This window comes from Vibrio tubiashii ATCC 19109 (assembly GCF_000772105.1).
In the GTDB taxonomy this organism is placed as follows: Bacteria; Pseudomonadota; Gammaproteobacteria; order Enterobacterales; family Vibrionaceae; genus Vibrio; species Vibrio tubiashii.
In genome coordinates, this window is sequence record NZ_CP009354.1 from 2506551 (window position 1) to 2525500 (window position 18950).

General features: G+C 44.7%; 16 protein-coding genes and 4 tRNA genes. 12 read left to right on the plus strand and 8 right to left on the minus strand.

Features of this window, described 5'->3' with window-relative positions:
* Nucleotides 1–85 precede the first annotated feature (85 nt).
* The 4 genes from ybeD to IX91_RS11435 all read left to right on the plus strand — a co-directional run bounded on the left by ybeD (nt 86) and on the right by IX91_RS11435 (nt 2753).
* Complete coding sequence (gene ybeD / locus IX91_RS11420; RefSeq protein WP_004415161.1) at nt 86–364, plus strand: DUF493 family protein YbeD; 279 nt, start codon at nt 86–88, stop codon at nt 362–364.
* Between the two features lie 178 nt (nt 365–542).
* Nucleotides 543–1211, plus strand: a complete 669-nt coding sequence (gene lipB / locus IX91_RS11425; protein ID WP_004746249.1) for a lipoyl(octanoyl) transferase LipB — start codon at nt 543–545, stop codon at nt 1209–1211.
* A gap of 7 nt (nt 1212–1218) precedes the next feature.
* Nucleotides 1219–2184: a lipoyl synthase gene (gene lipA / locus IX91_RS11430; protein WP_004746250.1), complete on the plus strand. Its 966-nt coding sequence runs from the start codon at nt 1219–1221 to the stop codon at nt 2182–2184.
* Between the two features lie 242 nt (nt 2185–2426).
* Entirely contained in the window at nt 2427–2753 is a 327-nt protein-coding gene (locus tag IX91_RS11435) for a hypothetical protein (RefSeq protein ID WP_004746251.1), read from the plus strand.
* A 154-nt stretch (nt 2754–2907) separates the two neighbouring features.
* Here the strand turns inward: IX91_RS11435 and glyA are convergent, their stop codons facing one another.
* The gene (glyA, locus tag IX91_RS11440) at nt 2908–4158 is read right to left on the minus strand and encodes a serine hydroxymethyltransferase (protein WP_004746252.1); all 1251 of its coding nucleotides are present in this window, start codon (nt 4156–4158) and stop codon (nt 2908–2910) included.
* Nucleotides 4159–4521: 363 nt separating this feature from the next.
* Between glyA and IX91_RS11445 the strand changes: the two genes are divergently transcribed.
* Nucleotides 4522–5121 carry a YitT family protein gene (locus IX91_RS11445; protein WP_004746253.1) on the plus strand — a complete coding sequence of 200 codons (600 nt, stop codon included), beginning with the start codon at nt 4522–4524 and terminating at the stop codon, nt 5119–5121.
* 260 nt (nt 5122–5381) lie between these two features.
* Here IX91_RS11445 and vexH read toward each other — a convergent pair whose 3' ends face one another.
* Entirely contained in the window at nt 5382–8504 is a 3123-nt protein-coding gene (vexH, locus tag IX91_RS11450) for a vibriobactin export RND transporter permease subunit VexH (RefSeq protein ID WP_004746254.1), read from the minus strand.
* The gene (locus IX91_RS11455; RefSeq protein ID WP_004746255.1) at nt 8504–9574 is read right to left on the minus strand and encodes an efflux RND transporter periplasmic adaptor subunit; all 1071 of its coding nucleotides are present in this window, start codon (nt 9572–9574) and stop codon (nt 8504–8506) included. The genes vexH and IX91_RS11455 overlap by 1 nt, the downstream gene beginning before the upstream one ends.
* A gap of 287 nt (nt 9575–9861) precedes the next feature.
* On the opposite strand from IX91_RS11455, the gene IX91_RS11460 reads away from it, so the two are divergent.
* The 4 genes from IX91_RS11460 to IX91_RS11475 all read left to right on the plus strand — a co-directional run bounded on the left by IX91_RS11460 (nt 9862) and on the right by IX91_RS11475 (nt 10508).
* Nucleotides 9862–9946, plus strand: a tRNA-Tyr gene (locus tag IX91_RS11460).
* Nucleotides 9947–10048: 102 nt separating this feature from the next.
* Nucleotides 10049–10133 (plus strand) — tRNA-Tyr (locus IX91_RS11465).
* A gap of 102 nt (nt 10134–10235) precedes the next feature.
* Nucleotides 10236–10320: transfer RNA gene (locus tag IX91_RS11470), tRNA-Tyr, on the plus strand.
* Between the two features lie 103 nt (nt 10321–10423).
* Nucleotides 10424–10508, plus strand: a tRNA-Tyr gene (locus IX91_RS11475).
* Between the two features lie 306 nt (nt 10509–10814).
* Here the strand turns inward: IX91_RS11475 and treC are convergent.
* From treC to gmhB, 5 genes are all read right to left on the minus strand, one after another.
* Complete coding sequence (gene treC / locus IX91_RS11480; protein ID WP_004744831.1) at nt 10815–12497, minus strand: alpha,alpha-phosphotrehalase; 1683 nt, start codon at nt 12495–12497, stop codon at nt 10815–10817.
* A 74-nt stretch (nt 12498–12571) separates the two neighbouring features.
* Nucleotides 12572–13996, minus strand: coding sequence for a PTS trehalose transporter subunit IIBC (gene treB / locus IX91_RS11485; protein WP_004744830.1), 1425 nt, complete (start codon nt 13994–13996; stop codon nt 12572–12574).
* Between the two features lie 209 nt (nt 13997–14205).
* Nucleotides 14206–15153 (minus strand): trehalose operon repressor TreR, encoded by a 948-nt coding sequence (gene treR / locus IX91_RS11490; RefSeq protein WP_004744829.1) that lies wholly within the window; start codon nt 15151–15153, stop codon nt 14206–14208.
* A 70-nt stretch (nt 15154–15223) separates the two neighbouring features.
* Nucleotides 15224–15568 (minus strand): MliC family protein, encoded by a 345-nt coding sequence (locus IX91_RS11495; protein ID WP_004744828.1) that lies wholly within the window; start codon nt 15566–15568, stop codon nt 15224–15226.
* Between the two features lie 48 nt (nt 15569–15616).
* On the minus strand, nt 15617–16168 hold the full coding sequence (gene gmhB, locus IX91_RS11500; protein ID WP_004744827.1) for a D-glycero-beta-D-manno-heptose 1,7-bisphosphate 7-phosphatase: 552 nt from the start codon (nt 16166–16168) through the stop codon (nt 15617–15619).
* Nucleotides 16169–16390: 222 nt separating this feature from the next.
* On the opposite strand from gmhB, the gene metN reads away from it, so the two are divergent.
* Genes metN through IX91_RS11515 form a run of 3 tightly spaced genes read left to right on the plus strand, consistent with a single transcriptional unit; the run spans nt 16391 to nt 18949 of the window.
* Nucleotides 16391–17425, plus strand: a complete 1035-nt coding sequence (metN, locus tag IX91_RS11505; protein WP_004744826.1) for a methionine ABC transporter ATP-binding protein MetN — start codon at nt 16391–16393, stop codon at nt 17423–17425.
* The gene (locus IX91_RS11510) at nt 17415–18092 is read left to right on the plus strand and encodes a methionine ABC transporter permease (protein ID WP_004744825.1); all 678 of its coding nucleotides are present in this window, start codon (nt 17415–17417) and stop codon (nt 18090–18092) included. Before metN ends, IX91_RS11510 begins: the two co-directional genes overlap by 11 nt.
* 47 nt (nt 18093–18139) lie before the next feature.
* Nucleotides 18140–18949, plus strand: coding sequence for a MetQ/NlpA family lipoprotein (locus tag IX91_RS11515; RefSeq protein WP_004744824.1), 810 nt, complete (start codon nt 18140–18142; stop codon nt 18947–18949).
* Nucleotide 18950 lies beyond the last annotated feature (1 nt).

Genomic DNA, 18950 nt, shown 5'->3' on the forward strand with positions numbered 1-18950 from the left:
AGCGCAGAGGGTATCTTGAGTTCATCCTCGATAGACAGTACTATTCCGCGCTGCTAACAACGACTTCCCAACTTGGAGTTTCAAAATGCTGAACATTAATTCAGATGCAAAACTGAAAGACCTGCTTGAGTTCCCTTGTTCGTTTACCTACAAGGTAATGGGCTATGCTAAGCCTGAGCTTCCTGAAAAGGTTCTTGAAGTCATCCAACGCCATGCTCCAGGTGATTACAGCCCAACCGTAAAGCCAAGTGCTAAGGGCAATTACCACTCAGTATCTGTCAATATCACCGCAACTTCTATCGAGCAAGTTGAAACGCTTTACAAAGAGCTCGGTGAGATCGACATTGTACGCATGGTGCTATAAAAAATTTGAGTTAATTCAATTTTTTTTGAAGGCAGCGAAAGCTGCTTTCTTTTTAGATATCAAACAGATAATTATCCTGCAAAAAGTCTAGGGTTAAAAATGTGTTACTGGTATATAGTCCCTTGACCAGAAGCAGTTTATAATCCGTTAACTTTATTAACCGACGATGGAAAGCGGAATGCAAAACCAGCTTGTTGTGAAACATCTAGGAAGACAAGATTACAAGCCAATTTGGCAAGCAATGCATGACTTCACAGATAACCGGACAGAAGACACCGCTGACGAGGTGTGGCTTGTTGAGCACAATCCAGTCTTCACACAAGGGCAAGCAGGCAAAGCGGAACACCTACTTAATACAGGTGATATCCCCGTTGTTCAGAGCGATCGTGGTGGCCAAGTCACCTACCACGGGCCAGGTCAGCTTGTTGCGTACTTTCTGATTAACCTTCGTCGTAAAAAAATGGGAGTACGAGATCTTGTTACTCATATTGAGAATCTCGTAATTAATACCCTAAAAGCATACAATATCGACTCAGCTGCACGCCCTGATGCACCAGGTGTCTATGTAGATGGGAAGAAAATCTGTTCCTTAGGATTACGAATCCGTAAAGGTTGTTCGTTCCACGGCTTAGCACTAAATGTGAATATGGATCTTACGCCATTTCTACGTATCAACCCTTGTGGTTACGCTGGAATGGAAATGGTTCAAGTCAGCCAACTTGGCGGACCTGACGACATGACTCAAGTAGAGACAAAACTAGTCGAAGAACTGGTTGATTTACTTAACTATGAACAGGTTAGTGTCGACACACAAGCAGGCCACAAGACCAACAATAACGAGAAGTAAGAGAAGCATGAGTAAACCAATCCAAATGGAAAAAGGCGTTAAGTACCGCGACGCTGATAAAATGGCACTGATTCCAGTAAAGAACATGCCTACAGAGCAAAAAGAAGTTCTTCGTAAACCAGACTGGATGAAGATCAAGCTACCTGCGGACAGCCAGCGCATTCAAGATATAAAATCGGCAATGCGTAAAAACAACTTACACTCCGTTTGTGAAGAAGCTTCATGCCCTAACCTTGCAGAATGTTTTAACCACGGTACTGCAACCTTTATGATTTTGGGTGCAATTTGTACCCGTCGTTGCCCATTCTGCGACGTTGCTCATGGACGTCCACTGACTCCTGAAGCAGACGAGCCGAAGAAACTGGCTAAAACTATTCAAGACATGAAACTGAAGTACGTGGTTATTACTTCCGTTGACCGTGACGATCTTCGTGATGGTGGTGCACAGCATTTTGCCGACTGTAACCGTGAAATCCGCGAACTAAATCCGAACATTAAGATTGAAACACTTGTACCAGACTTCCGTGGTCGTATGGACGTGGCTCTTGAGCTGCTAAAAGACAATCCGCCGGATGTTTTCAACCACAACTTAGAGACAGCACCTCGCCTGTATCGTAAAGCTCGCCCTGGCGCGAACTACAAGTGGTCATTGCAGCTGCTACAAAAATTCAAAGAGCAGCACCCAAACATTCCGACTAAGTCAGGCATTATGATGGGCTTAGGTGAAACAAAAGAAGAGATCGTCGAAGTATTGAAAGATCTTCGTGCTCACGGTGTCACCATGCTGACGTTAGGCCAATACCTAGCACCTAGCCGTCATCACCTACCGGTTGAACGTTACGTTCCACCGTCAGAGTTTGATGAGCTAAAAGAAATCGCTCTAGAGCTTGGCTTTACTCACGCAGCTTGTGGTCCATTTGTACGTTCTTCGTACCATGCTGACTTACAAGCTCAAGGCGTAGAAGTAAGCTAAATTACAGTAAGACAATCACTTATCTATGCCTCTCGTTTTTGAACGTGAGGCATATTTTATTTGTAGCGATTTTACTCACCCGCCACAATCCACTACCATATCAAGTATTGAAACAACTTTGATACTAGAACGAAACTCTAGGTTTGATATAATACCTAAATCAAACTTTATTCATACCAATAACGTTATGTTCAGATAAATGATGGGATTGGCTTTAAATACTCGAAATATTGGATAGACGCATGAAAAACATTTTTGCTGCCGCTGTTGTGGCTATTACTCTTGCAGGTTGTGCATCTGAACCCACTCAGCAAGACAACTACATGGACGCTTCTTTCGAACTTTGCAACACAGAAGTAAAGACTTACTCAGTCAGTGACGATGGTCGTGTACGCATTGTATGTGCTGATGGCTCTAAGTTTACTCTTCGCACTGAAGCAACTCTAGACACCATGCGTGATATCAACGCAGACTACTGTAGTGGTGAAGGTCTATCTAAGTTCAACGAAAGCACTAAGTACTACCAATTCCGTTGTAAATCTGGTGAGACAATCAGCGTAAACAAATAAGCTGAACTAAGATTTGAAACGGCAGCCCAAAAGGCTGCCGTTTTTGTTTTATACCTATCTAAAAACAGGTGCTAAGACATTGATTCTGGTTGGTATTGGAGACATAAAAAAACACCTCCAAGCTGGAGGTGTTTTTGATTAAGCAGAAACCTGATTAAGCGTAAACTGGTAGACGCTTACAAATTTCAAGAACCTTAGCTTTAGTCGCTTCGATAACTTCTTCGTTGCCGATGTTGTCTAGAACGTCACACATCCAGTTCGCTAGATCTTTTGCATCGTCTTCAGTGAAACCACGGCGAGTGATTGCTGGAGAACCTACACGGATACCAGAAGTAACGAATGGGCTACGTGGGTCGTTTGGTACTGAGTTTTTGTTTACTGTGATGTTTGCTGCACCTAGTGCTGCATCTGCATCTTTACCTGTAATGTCTTTGTCGATCAGATCAACTAGGAACAGGTGATTCTCTGTACCGTTAGAAACAATTTTGTAACCGCGCTCTTGGAACTGAGCAACCATCGCTTTCGCATTCTTAACAACGCGTGCTTGGTACTCTTTGAACTCTGGCTCCATTGCTTCTTTAAATGCAACCGCTTTACCCGCGATAACGTGCATTAGAGGGCCACCTTGACCACCAGGGAATACAGCAGAGTTCAGTTTCTTGTACATCTCTTCGCCAGCGTTAGACAGGATTAGACCACCACGTGGACCTGCTAGCGTTTTGTGCGTCGTTGTTGTCACAACGTGAGCGTGTGGCACTGGCGTTGGGTATACACCTGCAGCAATGAGACCTGCTACGTGAGCCATATCAACAAACAACCAGGCACCCGCTTTATCTGCGATTTCACGCATGCGAGCCCAATCTACGATTTGAGAGTAAGCTGAGAAACCACCGATAATCATCTTAGGCTTGTGCTCAAGAGCCAGTTGCTCCATTTCGTCGTAGTTGATTTGACCCGCTTCGTCGATACCGTAAGGAATAACGTTGTAGTGCTTACCAGAGAAGTTTACTGGTGAACCGTGAGTCAGGTGACCACCGTGCGCTAGGCTCATACCTAAAACGGTATCGCCTGGGTTTAGAAGTGCCATGTAAACAGCACTGTTTGCTTGAGAACCAGAGTGTGGCTGTACGTTTGCATACTCACAACCGAAAAGCTCACATGCACGGTCAATAGCAAGAGCTTCTGCTTTATCTACGTACTCACAACCACCGTAGTAACGCTTGCCTGGGTAACCTTCAGCGTATTTGTTAGTTAGCTGAGAACCTTGAGCTTCCATTACACGTGGGCTTGTGTAGTTTTCAGAAGCGATTAGTTCAATGTGTTCTTCCTGGCGAAGAGTTTCTTCTTGGATTGCTGCGAACAGTTCCGCATCGTAATCTGCGATGTTCATATCACGCTTTAGCATCTGTATCTCCTGACTCAGATTAAGACTTAAAGTTTTAAAAAACTGATTTATGACCTCAATACCGACGTTTTTACCTGACGCAAACGTTTGCATTAAGCTAATGACGCGCATTCTACATAATTTGATCTAGGTCATAAAGAGAAAATTGAAATTTTTCTCATGCAGTTTTTTCATAATGCTTTACAAGGAATGTCATATTGAACATTTCTCCAAATGATGACTTAGAAAAGTGTCAATTTTATCCTTTACACTCCGTAAAACGATAATTACATAGGTTTACCTTAATTTTCCCTCTCAAGCTACCGAAATCCTCATTTTTTAAATAGTATGCACGCCAATATTCAGCAGTTAAATTTTAAATTGATGGAAAAACACTCAAGAAGAGAAGACTGGATCGCAATTTTGACCGGGACTTTTCTGGTTGCCCAAGGGGTTTTCTTTTTACAATCAGCGTCATTGCTCACTGGCGGCACTACCGGACTGGCACTGTTAGCTAGCCAATTTGTTTCGTTCTCTTTTGGTACTCTCTACTTTATTGCCAATTGCCCTTTTTACCTTTTGGCATGGAAACGATTCGGTTCGCGCTTTGCTTTTAATAGTGCGATTTCTGGCGCCTTGGTCTCTGTATTTGCCGATCACCTCTATTTAGTGATTAGCTTAGATACCATCAACGAAGTCTACTGTGCGGTCGCCGGTGGTCTTTTGATGGGATTGGGGATGTTGATTCTCTTCCGTCATCGCTCTAGTTTGGGCGGCTTCAATGTACTTTGCTTATTTATCCAAGATAAATTCGGCATTTCGGTTGGAAAATCTCAGCTAGCTATCGATTTTACTATTTTAGTCGCATCGTTTTTCTTCGTGTCACCGCAAATCATCGTGCTTTCAATCATTGGTGCCATTGCGTTAAACCTAGTGTTGGCTATGAACCACAAACCAACGCGTTATAGTGTGAATTACGGTTAGAAACTGGATAACTGGATAACTGGATAACTGGATAACTGGATAACTGGATAACTGGATAACTGGATAACTGGATAACTGGATAACTGGATAACTGGATAACTGGATAACTGGATAACTGGAAAGTTTTTGAGGGTTGATACATGGTATCAACCCTTTTTATTTAGGAACGCTTCGCTATGGATTCGGGATGCGGGAACGAAAAACTCTCGAAGGGCGAAGCCCGTTCCAAATTCCCGAAGGCAACGCCCGTTCCGGGCCCTTTACTCCAACTCCCCGTGCGAGACACGTGCTTTCACATCGTGGCTTAGTTCTTTGTTTAGCTCTGCTTCCACATGACCCGGCGACTGAGTCGTTGCTGAAATCAAGCGGTACATGGCAGGGATAACGAACAGAGTTACTAAAGTCGCAAAACCCATACCAAAGAAGATCACCGTGCCCACAGCCACGCGGCTTTCATAGCCCGCTCCCGTCGACATAATCAGCGGTATAGCACCAGCAAGAGTGGTAAATGCTGTCATCATGATTGGGCGCAAGCGACGCGCAGACGCATCAACAATAGCTTTCTCAAACTCAATGCCGCGATCGCGAAGTTGGTTAGCAAACTCGACAATCAAGATACCGTTCTTAGTTACCATACCGATCAACATAATCATACCAATCTGGCTATAGATGTTGAGGCCTTGTCCCATCACAAACAGCCCAAGGAAGCCACCAAATACCCCCATAGGGACGGTAAACATAACAACTAACGGGTTGATAAAGCTTTCAAACTGCGCAGCCAGAACGAGATAAGCCACCAGCAGCGCTAAACCAAACACAACTAAGATACTCGACTGGTTCTCTTTATAGTCTTTTGACTCACCAGAGTAGCTCACCGAAATGTCACCCGGTAATAGCTCTATCGCTTGTTGGTCTAAGAAATCAAGCGCATCCCCTAAGGTATAACCGTCAGAAAGGTTGGCTGTAATCGTCACTGCCTTCTGCTTGTTGTAGTGCGATAAACGAATCGATGAGGCAACCTCTTCAATCTTAGTGACCGCATCAAGAGTGACCAATTCACCAGAAGCCGTACGCATATAAATTTGGCTCAGATCCGCGGCATTGTTAAAGCTGTTCTCATCACCACGCAGGTAAACGTCATACTCTTCACCGCGCTCAACAAAGGTCGTCTCACTCTTACCACCCAACATAATCTCAAGTGTTTCAGAGATCGCTTCCACGCTAATCCCAAGCTCGGCTGCGCGCTGTTTATCTACTGACACAACCAGCTCTGGCGTTCTTTCTGAGTAGTTAATGTCTGCGCCTTCCATAAATGGCGAATCTTCAGCAAGTTGCTCTAGTTTTTCCGCCCAAGTTTTAAGTTCAGCATAATCAGAACCACCGAGAACAAACTGAACAGGTTCGCTAGAGCCACCACGGAAACCTGGCATAAATGGGAATACTCTAACATCAGCGATACCCGCTAGCGCTTTGCGAACTTCGCCCAAAGCTTGCTGTGCCGTGACATCACGATCATTCCAATCTTCAAGGATCATGATAACAAAGCCCGTTTGGTCGCCAGCATTACCACCAAATGCTGGCGATTGAATGCTAAAGGATTTGAGGAAACCTTGCCCAAGCAGAGGCATCAAGCGTTCCTCTATGATATCCATGTTCGCTGCCATACGGTTGTAACTGGTTGCATCAGCACCGCGAGCAAAAGCAAAGATAACGCCGCGGTCCTCTGAAGGCGCTAATTGAGCAGGAACCTGCTGCATGAGTCCCCAACTACCACCGACACACGCCATGATGACAAGAGGCGCCGCCCATTTCCAACTCAGAGCTCCTTTCAGAACCTTACGATAGCCTGATTCAAGATGGCTAAACATATTGTCGATAAACAGATTAAAGCGGTTTGGTTTAACATTGGCTTTTAGCAGCTTGCTGCCTAAAACTGGCGTCAAGGTTAACGCGATCAACGAGGAGAAAATCACCGACATCGCCAACAGTACCGAGAACTCCGTGAACAGTAAGCCGACCATGCCATCCATAAAGGAAATGGGCAGGAAAACCATGACTAGCACCAAGGTCGTCGCTACAACTGCGAAACCCACTTCACGTGTCCCTTTATAAGCAGCGAGCAGGGGTTTCTCACCACGCTCAATATGGTGGAAGATGTTCTCGACGACCACAATCGCATCATCCACAACCAGACCAATCGATAGGATCAAGGCCATTAAAGTGATCAGGTTGATTGAAAAACCAAAATAGTAAGCGGCGATAAATGATGAGATCAAAGAAACAGGAACGGTTACCGCTGGGATTAACGTCGCTCTTGCTTGGCCGATAAAGATGTACAGCACCAAGATAACGAGACCACCGGTAATAAACAGCGTGCTGTAGACTTCCGCAATTGAACGCTCGATAAACACCGTTGAATCATAATCGATGGCTAAGCGCGTTCCTTCAGGCAAGAACTGTTGAATATTCTCGACTTCTTTGTGCACTCTAGTTGCAACTTCAAGCGGGTTCGCATCCGATTGAGGTACGATCCCCATACTTACGTTAACGACACCATCACTTTTAAAGGTCGAGTTTTCGTTCTCTGCGCCAATGAAAACATCCGCCACATCTTTCAGATAGATTGGCGAGTTATCTGAAGCTCGCTTGACGACCAGATACTCAAAGTCTTCAGCTTGGTTATAGCTGCGAGCAGTACGTACAGACATAACGATTTGATCGTTACGCACTTCTCCACCCGGATTTTCAACGTTTTCACTGCGTAAGGCGGTTGTAATATCCGATGCCGTCACACCACGCCCTGCCATTTGGTCAGGTTTAAGCTTGACGTACATCACTTTGTACAAGCCGCCGGAAACATCAACCGAGCTCACCCCTGAGATAAGGCTAAAGCGGTCAAGTAGCACTCGGTCAACGTAATCGGTTAGCTGAGTCCGATCCATCTCCGATGAACTTAGGTTTATATAAAGAGAGGCTTCACCGGAGCCATTGTTCTTAAAAACAACTGGGTCATCGGCTTCATCAGGCAATGCGCGCTGAGCCCTTGCTACCGCATCTCGAACGTCACTGACACCCGTGTTCAGATCGTAGCCAAGCTCAAATGTGATAGTGATTCTCGAACTACTATTACGCGTTGTTGAGGAAATTTCATCGATACCACTGATACCCGAAAGCTGATCTTCAAGTACCGACGTTATTTGGCTTTCAATGATGGTTGCCGAGGCCCCATCGTAACGCGTATTGATCGAGACTACAGGGCTTTCGATATCTGGCATCTCACGTACCGCAAGCTTGCTAAATGAGACAATACCAAACACACACAGTAGAAGGCTGAGTACAACCGCAGCAACAGGTCTCTTTACTGAAACATCAGATAACAGCATTAGTTAGACCCTTCTTGGCTCTTTTGCGCGTTTTTAGGGCGGCCATCGCTGCCTAACTCAGACACAGCGACACCATCACGCATATTGACGATACCTTGCACAACTATCTTATCGCCGATAGAAAGCCCTTCTTCAATCACCACTTGGTTATCGACACGCGCACCCAAAATAACTTCTGTGCGTGTCGCCGTACCCTCTTCAGTTACGACATAGACGAAACGCTTGGTTCCCGAATATTCGAGAGCTTGAACCGGAATGATAGGTGCTTCAATGGCAGGAAAGTCCATTGCAGCCGAAACTAGCATACCCGGCTTTAACTGCTGCTCTGGGTTAGAGAAGTGAATGCGAACCCGAAGATTCAAGGTTTCTTGGTTAATTCGAGAGTCTATACCGACCACTTCACCACTGAAGGATTGGCCTTGCCACGCTGCCGTCGTTGCGGTGACTTGCATACCATTAGAAAGTTGCGACAAATAACGCTCAGGCACCTGCAGATCTAAGCGCATGATCGATAAATCATCTAAGCTCAACAGCTCTGTGCCCGCGCTCACCATCTTACCGCGGCTAAAATCAATAAAGCCCACCGTTCCTGAAAACGGCGCGCTAATATGTAAATCGTTAAGATCAGCATTAGCAGCATCTAAACGCGCTTTGGCGATGTCGACACTTGCCTCTTGCGCATCGATCTCTGTTTGAGTAATCGCATTACGCTTAACCAAACGCTCAAATTCTTTAAGTTTACGTTGCTCATCTTTGAGATATGCTTTCGCTTCAGCCACTGAAGCCTTAGCTCTGTCATCATCAAGTTGAATCAACAGTTGCCCTTCTCGAACAACTTGATTGGCTTTAACGGCAATCACGTCAACTTTACCAGCCACTTCAGGAGAAATGATAACGGACTGCTCTGCATCCAATTTACCGACGAGTACAAGAGACTGGGATACTTGATGGGTTTGTACTTGCTCAGTGACAACAGTTACCTTCGATGGACCTTGTCTCTTGGCATACGATGCAGGAGCAGCAGCCAAAATAGACAGAGACAATAAACTCAGAACAATTTTATTTTTCATGGTTAGATTCTGCATAGATAAACTAGACATATTGTATCCGGTAATTCGCATTCTGAACGTCAACTAATGTAAAGAGCGAGAAATATTATGTAAGTAAAGCCGTTGATTGTTTGAGCTTTATGGTTAATTCCTGCCATCTTTGCCCAAAAAGGCATCATTCAATTCAAAATTATAAGAAAACGCTTTACAGCTTTTACGAGTTTGCTATGATGCGCTCCGCACTTGAGAGATGTGTTGGGAAAACATCACTTAAGCCTATTCCTTGATTGAGAATAGGAAAACACCCTGGAGGGGTTCCCGAGTGGCCAAAGGGATCAGACTGTAAATCTGCTGGCACTGCCTTCGATGGTTCGAATCCGTCCCCCTCCACCATATTTCTTCTTATGACTGCTCTGAGTGGATAACCCATTCAATAAGTTGTGAGAAACACTTGAATAATGTGTTGGGAAAACATTACCAAGTATAAAATACCCTGGAGGGGTTCCCGAGTGGCCAAAGGGATCAGACTGTAAATCTGCTGGCACTGCCTTCGATGGTTCGAATCCGTCCCCCTCCACCATATTTTCTTATAATAGTCTGCTCGGTGGATAAACCGTTAGATATGTTGTGAGAAACACTTGAATAGTGTGTTGGGAAAACACTACCAAGTATAAAATACCCTGGAGGGGTTCCCGAGTGGCCAAAGGGATCAGACTGTAAATCTGCTGGCACTGCCTTCGATGGTTCGAATCCGTCCCCCTCCACCATATTTCTTCTTATGACTGCTCTGAGTGGATAACCCATTCAATAAGTTGTGAGAAACACTTGAATAGTGTGTTGGGAAAACGCTACCAAGTATAAAAATACCCTGGAGGGGTTCCCGAGTGGCCAAAGGGATCAGACTGTAAATCTGCTGGCACTGCCTTCGATGGTTCGAATCCGTCCCCCTCCACCATACACAGAAAACCAGCTCATTGAGCTGGTTTTTTGTACCTATCGAAAATCTAAGCACACTTCTATTCTCTATTCTCTATTCTCTATTCTCGCAAGCATAAAAAAGCCCCGCAAAGCAGGGCTAAACTAACAACGATACCAATCGGGATGAATAGGTGTTCAAATAATTGCGCAGGAAAAATCGCTTAGAGCAAGGCATAGATTACAGCTAGCTAGTTGCTCTACCTACAAAATCTATAACGACGCTATAAGCGATTTTAACCAGCAAGAATGAACACATATTTATTCTGGTTGGTATTAGGGGGGGTTAGTTTTCTAAAAGAATAATGCGTGTTTCATAAGGGCGAAGCACTTGATGCTGAGATACCTTGTCACCAGAAAGCTCATAGTTACCCAAAACGTACTGTGCTTTATCGCAATCAAACTCTTCAGGTAAGACGCACTCTGTTTCGGCTGCGTAATAGTTATTCAAACAAATTAGAGTCTGACTTTGTGACTGACGCTGATAACCGAACACCGCCTTATGCTCAGGATAGAGATCGACATAGCTACCTGTAGTGATCACTTCAATCTCTTTACGTAGCTGAATCAACTGCTGATAAAAATAGAATACTGAGTTTTTATCAGCTACCGCTTTATCTGCGTTAATTTCCGCATAGTTACTTGCCACTTCAAGCCAAGGTTGCGCTTTTGAGAAGCCAGCATACTGCTCCCCATTCCACTGCATCGGCGTACGAGAGTTATCGCGAGATTTTTGTGCCAGAATCGCCATCATTTCTTGATGTTCAACACCTTGCTCATTCACCATGATGTCATACATATTGGTGCTTTCTACATCACGATATTGATCGATGGAGGTATAACCTGGGTTGGTCATACCGATCTCTTCACCTTGGTAGATGTATGGCGTCCCTTGCATCATATGCACAGAAGCTGCAAGCATTTTGGCGGATTCTAAACGATAGTGTTTGTCGTCACCCAATCGACTTACCACTCGTGGCTGGTCATGGTTACACCAGAATAGCGCGCCCCACCCTTTGCCATTTAGACCTGTCTGCCAATGATTAAAGATCTGCTTCAACTGAGAGAAATCGAATGGCGCTTTGGTCCATTTTTCACCATTTGGATAATCGACCTTTAAGTGGTGGAAATTAAACACCATCGACAGCTCTTTATTATCAAGCGATGAATATTGCTGACAATGATCTAGGGTCGTTGAAGACATTTCACCCACCGTCACACTGCCGTACTTCTGGAATACCGCTTCGCTGATCTCTTGCAGATATTCGTGTACGCGAGGTCCATCGGTATAAAAGCATCGACCATCGCCAAGGCGATCATTGGGGAAGTCCTGCTGTTTAGAAATTAGGTTGATTACATCCAGACGGAAGCCATCTACACCTTTTTCAGCCCAGAAGCTGATCACTTCTTTGACTTCGCCGCGAACTTTCGGGTTTTCCCAGTTTAGGTCGGCCTGCTCTTTGGCGAAGAGATGCAAAAAGTACTGACCCGTTTTTTCATCAAGCTCCCAAGCACTGCCACCAAATTTTGATTGCCAGTTGTTAGGGATTCCGCCATCAACCGGATCTTTCCAAATGTAGTAATCACGATAAGGACTGTTTTTATCACCGAGCGCAGACTGGAACCACTCATGCTCAGTCGAAGTGTGGTTGACTACGATATCCATAATAATGCGAATACCACGCTGATGAGCTTCAGCGAGAAGCTGGTCAAAATCATCCATGGTGCCAAAATCTGGATTGATTGCGTAGTAGTCCGAAATATCGTAACCATTATCAATCATTGGAGACTGATAAACAGGTGTTAGCCAAATCGCATCAACACCCAATAGTTTCAAGTAATCAAGCTTAGAAATAATGCCTTGAATATCCCCTGTTCCTTTACTGCCACTGTCGCAAAAGCTCTTAGGGTAAATCTGATAGATCGAGGCGGTTTTCCACCAATTTGCATCATTAGCGATAGTTGTCATTGCTAAACTCACTTACCAAAAAATAATAAACTTTGAAAAAGGAGCGACGGAATGCCGCTCCAAAAAATGATGGGTTACGCGTTCGCTGGCTCTAACTCGCCTTTCATTTGCGCACGCTTGTAGAAGAACAGGGTCAATGCGGCAGGTACGGCAATTGCCACTAGCATTGCGATTGCAAAAATGCCCCAGAACTGTGGTTGGATAGATAAGATACCCGGTAGACCGCCCACACCAATACCGTTCGCCATAACGCCCGCACTACCACAGATCGCTGCTGCAATTGCACTACCAATCATTGCGCTTAGCATTGGGAACTTGTACTTCAAGTTAATACCGTACATCGCAGGCTCAGTTACACCTAAGTAAGCAGAAATCGCCGCTGGAACTGAAATATCGCGCTCACCATGTTTTTTACTGATGATGATAATGCCGACAACCGCTGAAGCTTGAGCAATGTTTGATAGAGCGATCAATGGCCAAATTGGCGTACCACCTAGGTCTTGCATTAGTTGCAGATCGACGGCGTTAGTCGTGTGGTGAATGCCAGTGATAACAAGTGGTGCGTATAGGAAACCAAATACCATCGAACCTATTACCGCGAAGTCTCCAGTCATCGCCGCTTTCGCTGCAAATGCCACACCATCGCCTAATACACGGCCAAACGGACCAATTAGAGAGTGAGCCAATACCACAGAAACAATGATAGAAACGAAAGGAACAACAACTAAGTAAAGGTAAGAAGGAACAATACGTTTCAGGTTAGTCTCAATAAACGCCAGCGCCATACCCGCTAACATCGCAGGAATCACCTGAGCTTGATAACCGACTTTTTCAATCACGAACAGGCCAAAGTCCCACACTTCTGGGGCTTGCTTACCGATAAGATAGGCATTCATCAACTGCGGAGAGACCAGAGTCACACCTAGAGTGATACCTAAAATTGGTGTGCCTCCTAGCTTCTTCACTGTTGACCAACATACCCCAACAGGCAGGAAGAAGAAGATTGCTTCGCCAATTAACCATAAGAAGCTATGAACCGTTGCCCAGAACTGACTAATTTCAGTTAGCGACTGGCCATCAAACATCTTGATGTCACCAATCACATTACGGAAACCTAAAATCAAACCACCAGTGATGATTGCTGGAAGTAGCGGTACAAAGATTTCAGCAAGATGGGAAATACCACGTTCCAATACATTCATATTTTGGCGAGCAGCAAGCTTCGCTTCGTCTTTTGACGCTTCGCTCTTACCTGATAGCTCAATCAGCACTTTATACACTTCATCAACTTCAGTTCCGATCACTACCTGGAACTGACCCGCATTGGTAAAGCAACCTTTTACGATTGGCAACGCCTCTAGCGCTGTCTCGTCTGCTTTATCGGTATCATTCAGTACAAAGCGAAGGCGAGTTAGACAGTGGCTTACACTCGCGATGTTTTCGCGGCCACCAACTAATTCAATCAGACGCTCAACTTCTTGTTTCGCAATCTTACTCATATCCATGTCCACCCTAATTGGATTCTCATTCATCTGTTGTCAACAATGTTGACGATTCAAACTGACTAAGCTTGTTGTTTTTCTATTTATGGGAACATTCCCAAATGTACTTATTATATTGTCAGATCTACTTACAGATAAAAATGGGAACAGTCCCATTAATTGAAAGAGATCACAGTATAATTTTAAATCACTTTGAAAATAATGGCTTAGATTGAGATAGGTTCTTGAGTGATATGAACTTGCTCAAGCTCACCATTAATTTGAGAAATCAGCAACTTAGCAGCCCTTTCACCGGCTAAAGAGTAACCTGGGTCAATACTAAATACTTTGGGAAATAGGAAGGAAAGCAGTTCATTTCCACCCACGCCAGTGACAACCACATCTTCACGATTGAGCTCTTGTAAACGCTTAATGACCCCTAAAGCTAAGGTGTCACTGGCACAAACAATCGCTTGAACGCCTTGAGTCAAAACTTCGTCCACCAGCAAATAAGCACTCTCGTGGTTTAGTTGACCTGTCTGATAGTTTGGTGAAATAGAGTGAGATTGGCACCAATCCAGATAAGCGTCTAAACGCAATTTACCTGTGGTTTTATCACTAGGATCGACGCCAATAAATGCGACGTTCTTGAGGCTCTTTTGTTCTAAGAATTGCAACGCCTTAACAATGACTTGTCTATTGTCGTAGTTGATTGACGAAACTTTATCTGTATCCATCGCGATAACCACAGTGCGATTATGCCAGCTCGCGAGCTTAGCAATATCAAAGTCACTAAAGCCGAACACGATGACGCCATCAACATTACGCTTTTTCAGCACATCCAAATGCTCGTTGGTCTTTGCTCGGTCGAACTGGCTCTCCATAATGACAACATCATAGCCCGCGCTATATAAGGTATTAAGCATACTTCCCACGGCTTTGTTTTCTGATGGAGAATCGAGACGAGAGATAATGACCCCCACCACTTTTTGACTTCCTCCACGCATCGCTTGTGCTGATTTTGAAGGAACATAACCAGATTCCTGAATCACCCGTTCGACCTTAGCACGTGTTTCTGGCTTAACTTTAGGATCGTTAGTCAGAACACGAGAGACGGTCGATTTGCCTACGCCGGATAACCGGGCAATATCAAGAATGGTTAGTTTTTTGCTCATAAAGTCGTGGGTCTAGTAGTTGAACGTTGCAAGGAGGCGATACGCCTCCAGACACGCTATCGTAAAAGATCTATTGGGTAATGCAATTTTTATACACCAAGTGGCTAAGTTCTAAGCGGGCTTCTTTGCCTTTGGTATAGAGGGTCACTGGGTTTTGTATTTCTGCGGTGCCATCGTCGAGAATGTATTTAGTGCCAGAGCCAGAGGGAACCTGGATCATGCGATAATCTTTCTTTGGTAACCTTAGCAGTGCCGTATAATCATTGGGCATTAAGGCTAGCTTGAAGGTTTCGCCACCACTACATTGATAGAATAGAAAATCACCTTGGTAGTGGTTTTCACGTTCCATCGAAGTAAAAGAGCACGCTGACACGCTCAGCCCTACTGCGAGTGCAATTAACAACCGATATCTCATGATTCCCTCCAAACAAAACAAAGGCCGCCCTAGGCAGCCTTTTTCAGTTTATTTTGCTAAATACGCTGGGACTTCTTTAATACTGTCGAGTACCACAGACGCGATAGCTTCGCCTTTCTCTGTGACAGGTTTGCCTGTACGGACAAGGATTTTGGTGCCAACACCGGCTGCTTCGGCTGCCATCATGTCTTCGGCTTTATCGCCCACCATAACAGAGTTCGCCATATCAATTTTCAAGAAGTCACGCGCTGAGATAAACATACCAGGCTTTGGCTTGCGGCAGTCACAGTCTTGCTTATATTTGCCTTGACCGTGTTCAGCATGGTGCGGACAGTAGTAAATACCATCAAACTCAACGCCGTTATCGACAAAGTTCCAGTCCATCCATTGGGTCAAAGATAGGAAACGATCTTCACTGAACTTACCACGAGCAATCCCCGACTGGTTTGTCACCAATACCAGTTGGTAGCCCATATCTTTCAGTTTCTTGGTCGCTTCAAATACGCCATCAACAAACTCAAAATCGTGCTCATCATGAACATAGCCGTGATCGATGTTAATCACGCCATCTCGGTCTAAAAAGACTGCTGGTTTTGCCAAAATATGCTTCTCTATGTACTTTGCTTTACAAGAATTATTGCACGCTTTATTTCTTTCATCACTATCTAATTACTAATCGATTGAGCAAAAGATACGTTTAGACGTCTAGACGTAAAAATATCTATTGACAGAAAACATGTAAGACCATAGCATCATCTACTAAATGAGATGTAGCTCAACATTATCTGCTGCTCTTCATCTAATCTGATAGCGGGTCTCTCGATGATTGAAATTAATCAAGTAAATAAGGTGTTCTACCAAGGCAGTAAGGAAATACATGCCTTAAAGGAGATCAACCTTCATATTCCACAAGGAACAATCTTTGGTGTTATTGGCTCATCGGGAGCAGGGAAAAGTACGCTTATTCGTTGTGTAAACATGTTAGAAGCACCGACAACAGGCTCGATTGTTGTTGATGGTGTCGATCTCACAACACTCAGTAAATCGCAACTTAGCGAAGCTCGCCGTAACATCGGTATGATCTTCCAGCATTTCAACCTACTGTCATCGCGTACGGTTTTTGACAACGTTGCTCTACCACTTGAGTTAGCAGGCAAAGATAAAGCGCACATCAGCACTAAAGTGACTGAGCTGCTGAAACTGGTCGGCCTTGAAGATAAGCATGAAAGCTACCCTTCAAACCTAAGTGGTGGTCAAAAGCAGCGTGTTGCGATCGCACGTGCTCTTGCTTCTGATCCAAAGGTTCTTCTGTGTGATGAAGCGACTAGCGCATTGGATCCAGCCACCACTCAGTCGATTCTAGATCTGCTAAAAGAGATCAACCGCAAGCTGAACATCACTATGCTTTTGATTACTCACGAAATGGACGTTGTAAAAAGCATCTGTCACGAAGTAGCGATCATTGGCGATGGCGAGCTGGTCGAAAAAGGGACTGTCGGTGAAATTTTCGCTCATCCTAAAACAGAACTGGCGCATCAATTCATTCGTTCTACACTCGACTTGTCGATTCCAGAAGATTACCAAGTTCGCTTGCAAGCAACGCGTGTTGAAGGCAGTTACCCATTGGTTCGTCTAGAGTTCACAGGCGCAACAGTCGATGCTCCTTTGATGACGCAAATTGCCCGTAAATTCAACATTGATGTCAGCATTCTCAGCTCTGACCTCGATTACGCCGGTGGTGTGAAATTCGGCATGATGGTCGCAGAACTATTTGGTAATGAACAAGATGACAATGCAGCGATTGAGTTCCTGCGTGAGCACAAGGTAAAAGTAGAGGTGCTAGGCTATGTCCTTTAATGAAATTTCACAGTGGCTGAGCTTAAACAGCAATCTACTTATCGGCGCGACTTGGGATACTATCTACATGGTTGCTGTGGCGGGCATTGTTGGCTTTGCCGTTGGTATTCCACTCGGTGTGATTCTGCATATCACCAAGAAAGGTGGTTTACTTGAGAACACGAAACTAAACAGTGTACTCGGCGCTATTGTTAACGTGGGTCGTTCCGTACCTTTCCTAGTGCTGATGGTCGCCATTATTCCAGTTACCAAGCTATTAGTTGGCACATTCATCGGTACAACAGCAGCCATCGTGCCTCTTACAATCGGCGCCATCCCATTTGTTGCTCGTCTTATCGAAGGTGCTCTACTTGAAGTCCCAACGGGATTAGTTGAAGCAGCACAGTCGATGGGCGCAACCCCGATTCAAATTATTTCTAAGGTACTGCTTCCTGAAGCGATGCCAACCATCGTTAACTCGGTAACCATTACACTCGTCACGCTTGTCAGTTACTCAGCAATGGCAGGAACGGTTGGCGGTGGCGGCCTAGGTGACGTCGCCATTCGATACGGTTTCCACCGCTATGACGTGGTCATTATGGCCGTGACTGTAGTAATGCTTATCGTACTAGTTCAGATCATTCAATCCATTGGTGATGCGATTGTTCGTCGTGTCGATCACCGCTAAGAATACAATAAAGAATACTCACAGATTTAATTTATAAGGAGATAGTGATGAAATTCAGTCTTAAAGGTCTATTAACTATCGCAGCTGCTGCATCAGCATTGGTACTAGCAGGTTGTGGAGAAAAAGAAGCAGATACTAGCAAGATCAAAGTTGGTGTTATGGCTGGTGCAGAAGCACAAGTGGCTGAAGTGGCTGCTAAAGTCGCTAAAGAAAAATACGGCCTAGATGTAGAGCTGGTTACTTTTACTGATTACGTAACACCAAACGCAGCACTAGATGATGGCTCTATCGACATCAATGCGTTCCAACACAAGCCATACCTAGATCAGCAAGTTGCCGACCGTGGTTACAAACTGACTATCGCGGGTAACACGTTTGTTTACCCAATCGCGGGTTACTCTAAGCAAGTGAAAGCGGTCGACGAAATTGAAGAAGGTGCTCGTATCGCTGTACCTAACGATCCAACAAACCTAGGTCGTTCACTGATTCTACTTGAGCAACAAGGACTGCTGAAACTTCGTGAGAACGTTGGCCTGCTAGCAACTGTACGTGACATCGTTGAAAACCCGAAAAACATCACTATCGTAGAGCTAGATGCTGCGCAGCTACCACGCTCTCTAGATGACGTTGCGCTTTCTGTTATCAACACAACTTACGCAAGCTCTATCAACCTAACACCACAAAAAGACGGTGTATTTGTTGAAGACAAAGAGTCTCCATACGTAAACCTAATCGTGTCGCGTGAAGACAACGCACAAGCGGAAAACGTCCAAAACTTTGTTAAGTCTTACCAGACTGAAGAAGTTTACACAGCGGCTTCTGATATCTTCCAAGGTGGCGTAGTTAAAGGTTGGTAAT

Coding starts and splice junctions, on each gene's coding strand:
- ybeD (WP_004415161.1), top strand. CDS start 86: ATGCTGAACATTAATTCAGATGCAAAACTGAAAGACCTGCTTGAGTTC.
- lipB (WP_004746249.1), top strand. CDS start 543: ATGCAAAACCAGCTTGTTGTGAAACATCTAGGAAGACAAGATTACAAG.
- lipA (WP_004746250.1), top strand. CDS start 1,219: ATGAGTAAACCAATCCAAATGGAAAAAGGCGTTAAGTACCGCGACGCT.
- IX91_RS11435 (WP_004746251.1), top strand. CDS start 2,427: ATGAAAAACATTTTTGCTGCCGCTGTTGTGGCTATTACTCTTGCAGGT.
- glyA (WP_004746252.1), bottom strand. CDS start 4,158: ATGCTAAAGCGTGATATGAACATCGCAGATTACGATGCGGAACTGTTC.
- IX91_RS11445 (WP_004746253.1), top strand. CDS start 4,522: ATGGAAAAACACTCAAGAAGAGAAGACTGGATCGCAATTTTGACCGGG.
- vexH (WP_004746254.1), bottom strand. CDS start 8,504: ATGCTGTTATCTGATGTTTCAGTAAAGAGACCTGTTGCTGCGGTTGTA.
- IX91_RS11455 (WP_004746255.1), bottom strand. CDS start 9,574: ATGAAAAATAAAATTGTTCTGAGTTTATTGTCTCTGTCTATTTTGGCT.
- treC (WP_004744831.1), bottom strand. CDS start 12,497: ATGACAACTATCGCTAATGATGCAAATTGGTGGAAAACCGCCTCGATC.
- treB (WP_004744830.1), bottom strand. CDS start 13,996: ATGAGTAAGATTGCGAAACAAGAAGTTGAGCGTCTGATTGAATTAGTT.
- treR (WP_004744829.1), bottom strand. CDS start 15,153: ATGAGCAAAAAACTAACCATTCTTGATATTGCCCGGTTATCCGGCGTA.
- IX91_RS11495 (WP_004744828.1), bottom strand. CDS start 15,568: ATGAGATATCGGTTGTTAATTGCACTCGCAGTAGGGCTGAGCGTGTCA.
- metN (WP_004744826.1), top strand. CDS start 16,391: ATGATTGAAATTAATCAAGTAAATAAGGTGTTCTACCAAGGCAGTAAG.
- IX91_RS11510 (WP_004744825.1), top strand. CDS start 17,415: ATGTCCTTTAATGAAATTTCACAGTGGCTGAGCTTAAACAGCAATCTA.
- IX91_RS11515 (WP_004744824.1), top strand. CDS start 18,140: ATGAAATTCAGTCTTAAAGGTCTATTAACTATCGCAGCTGCTGCATCA.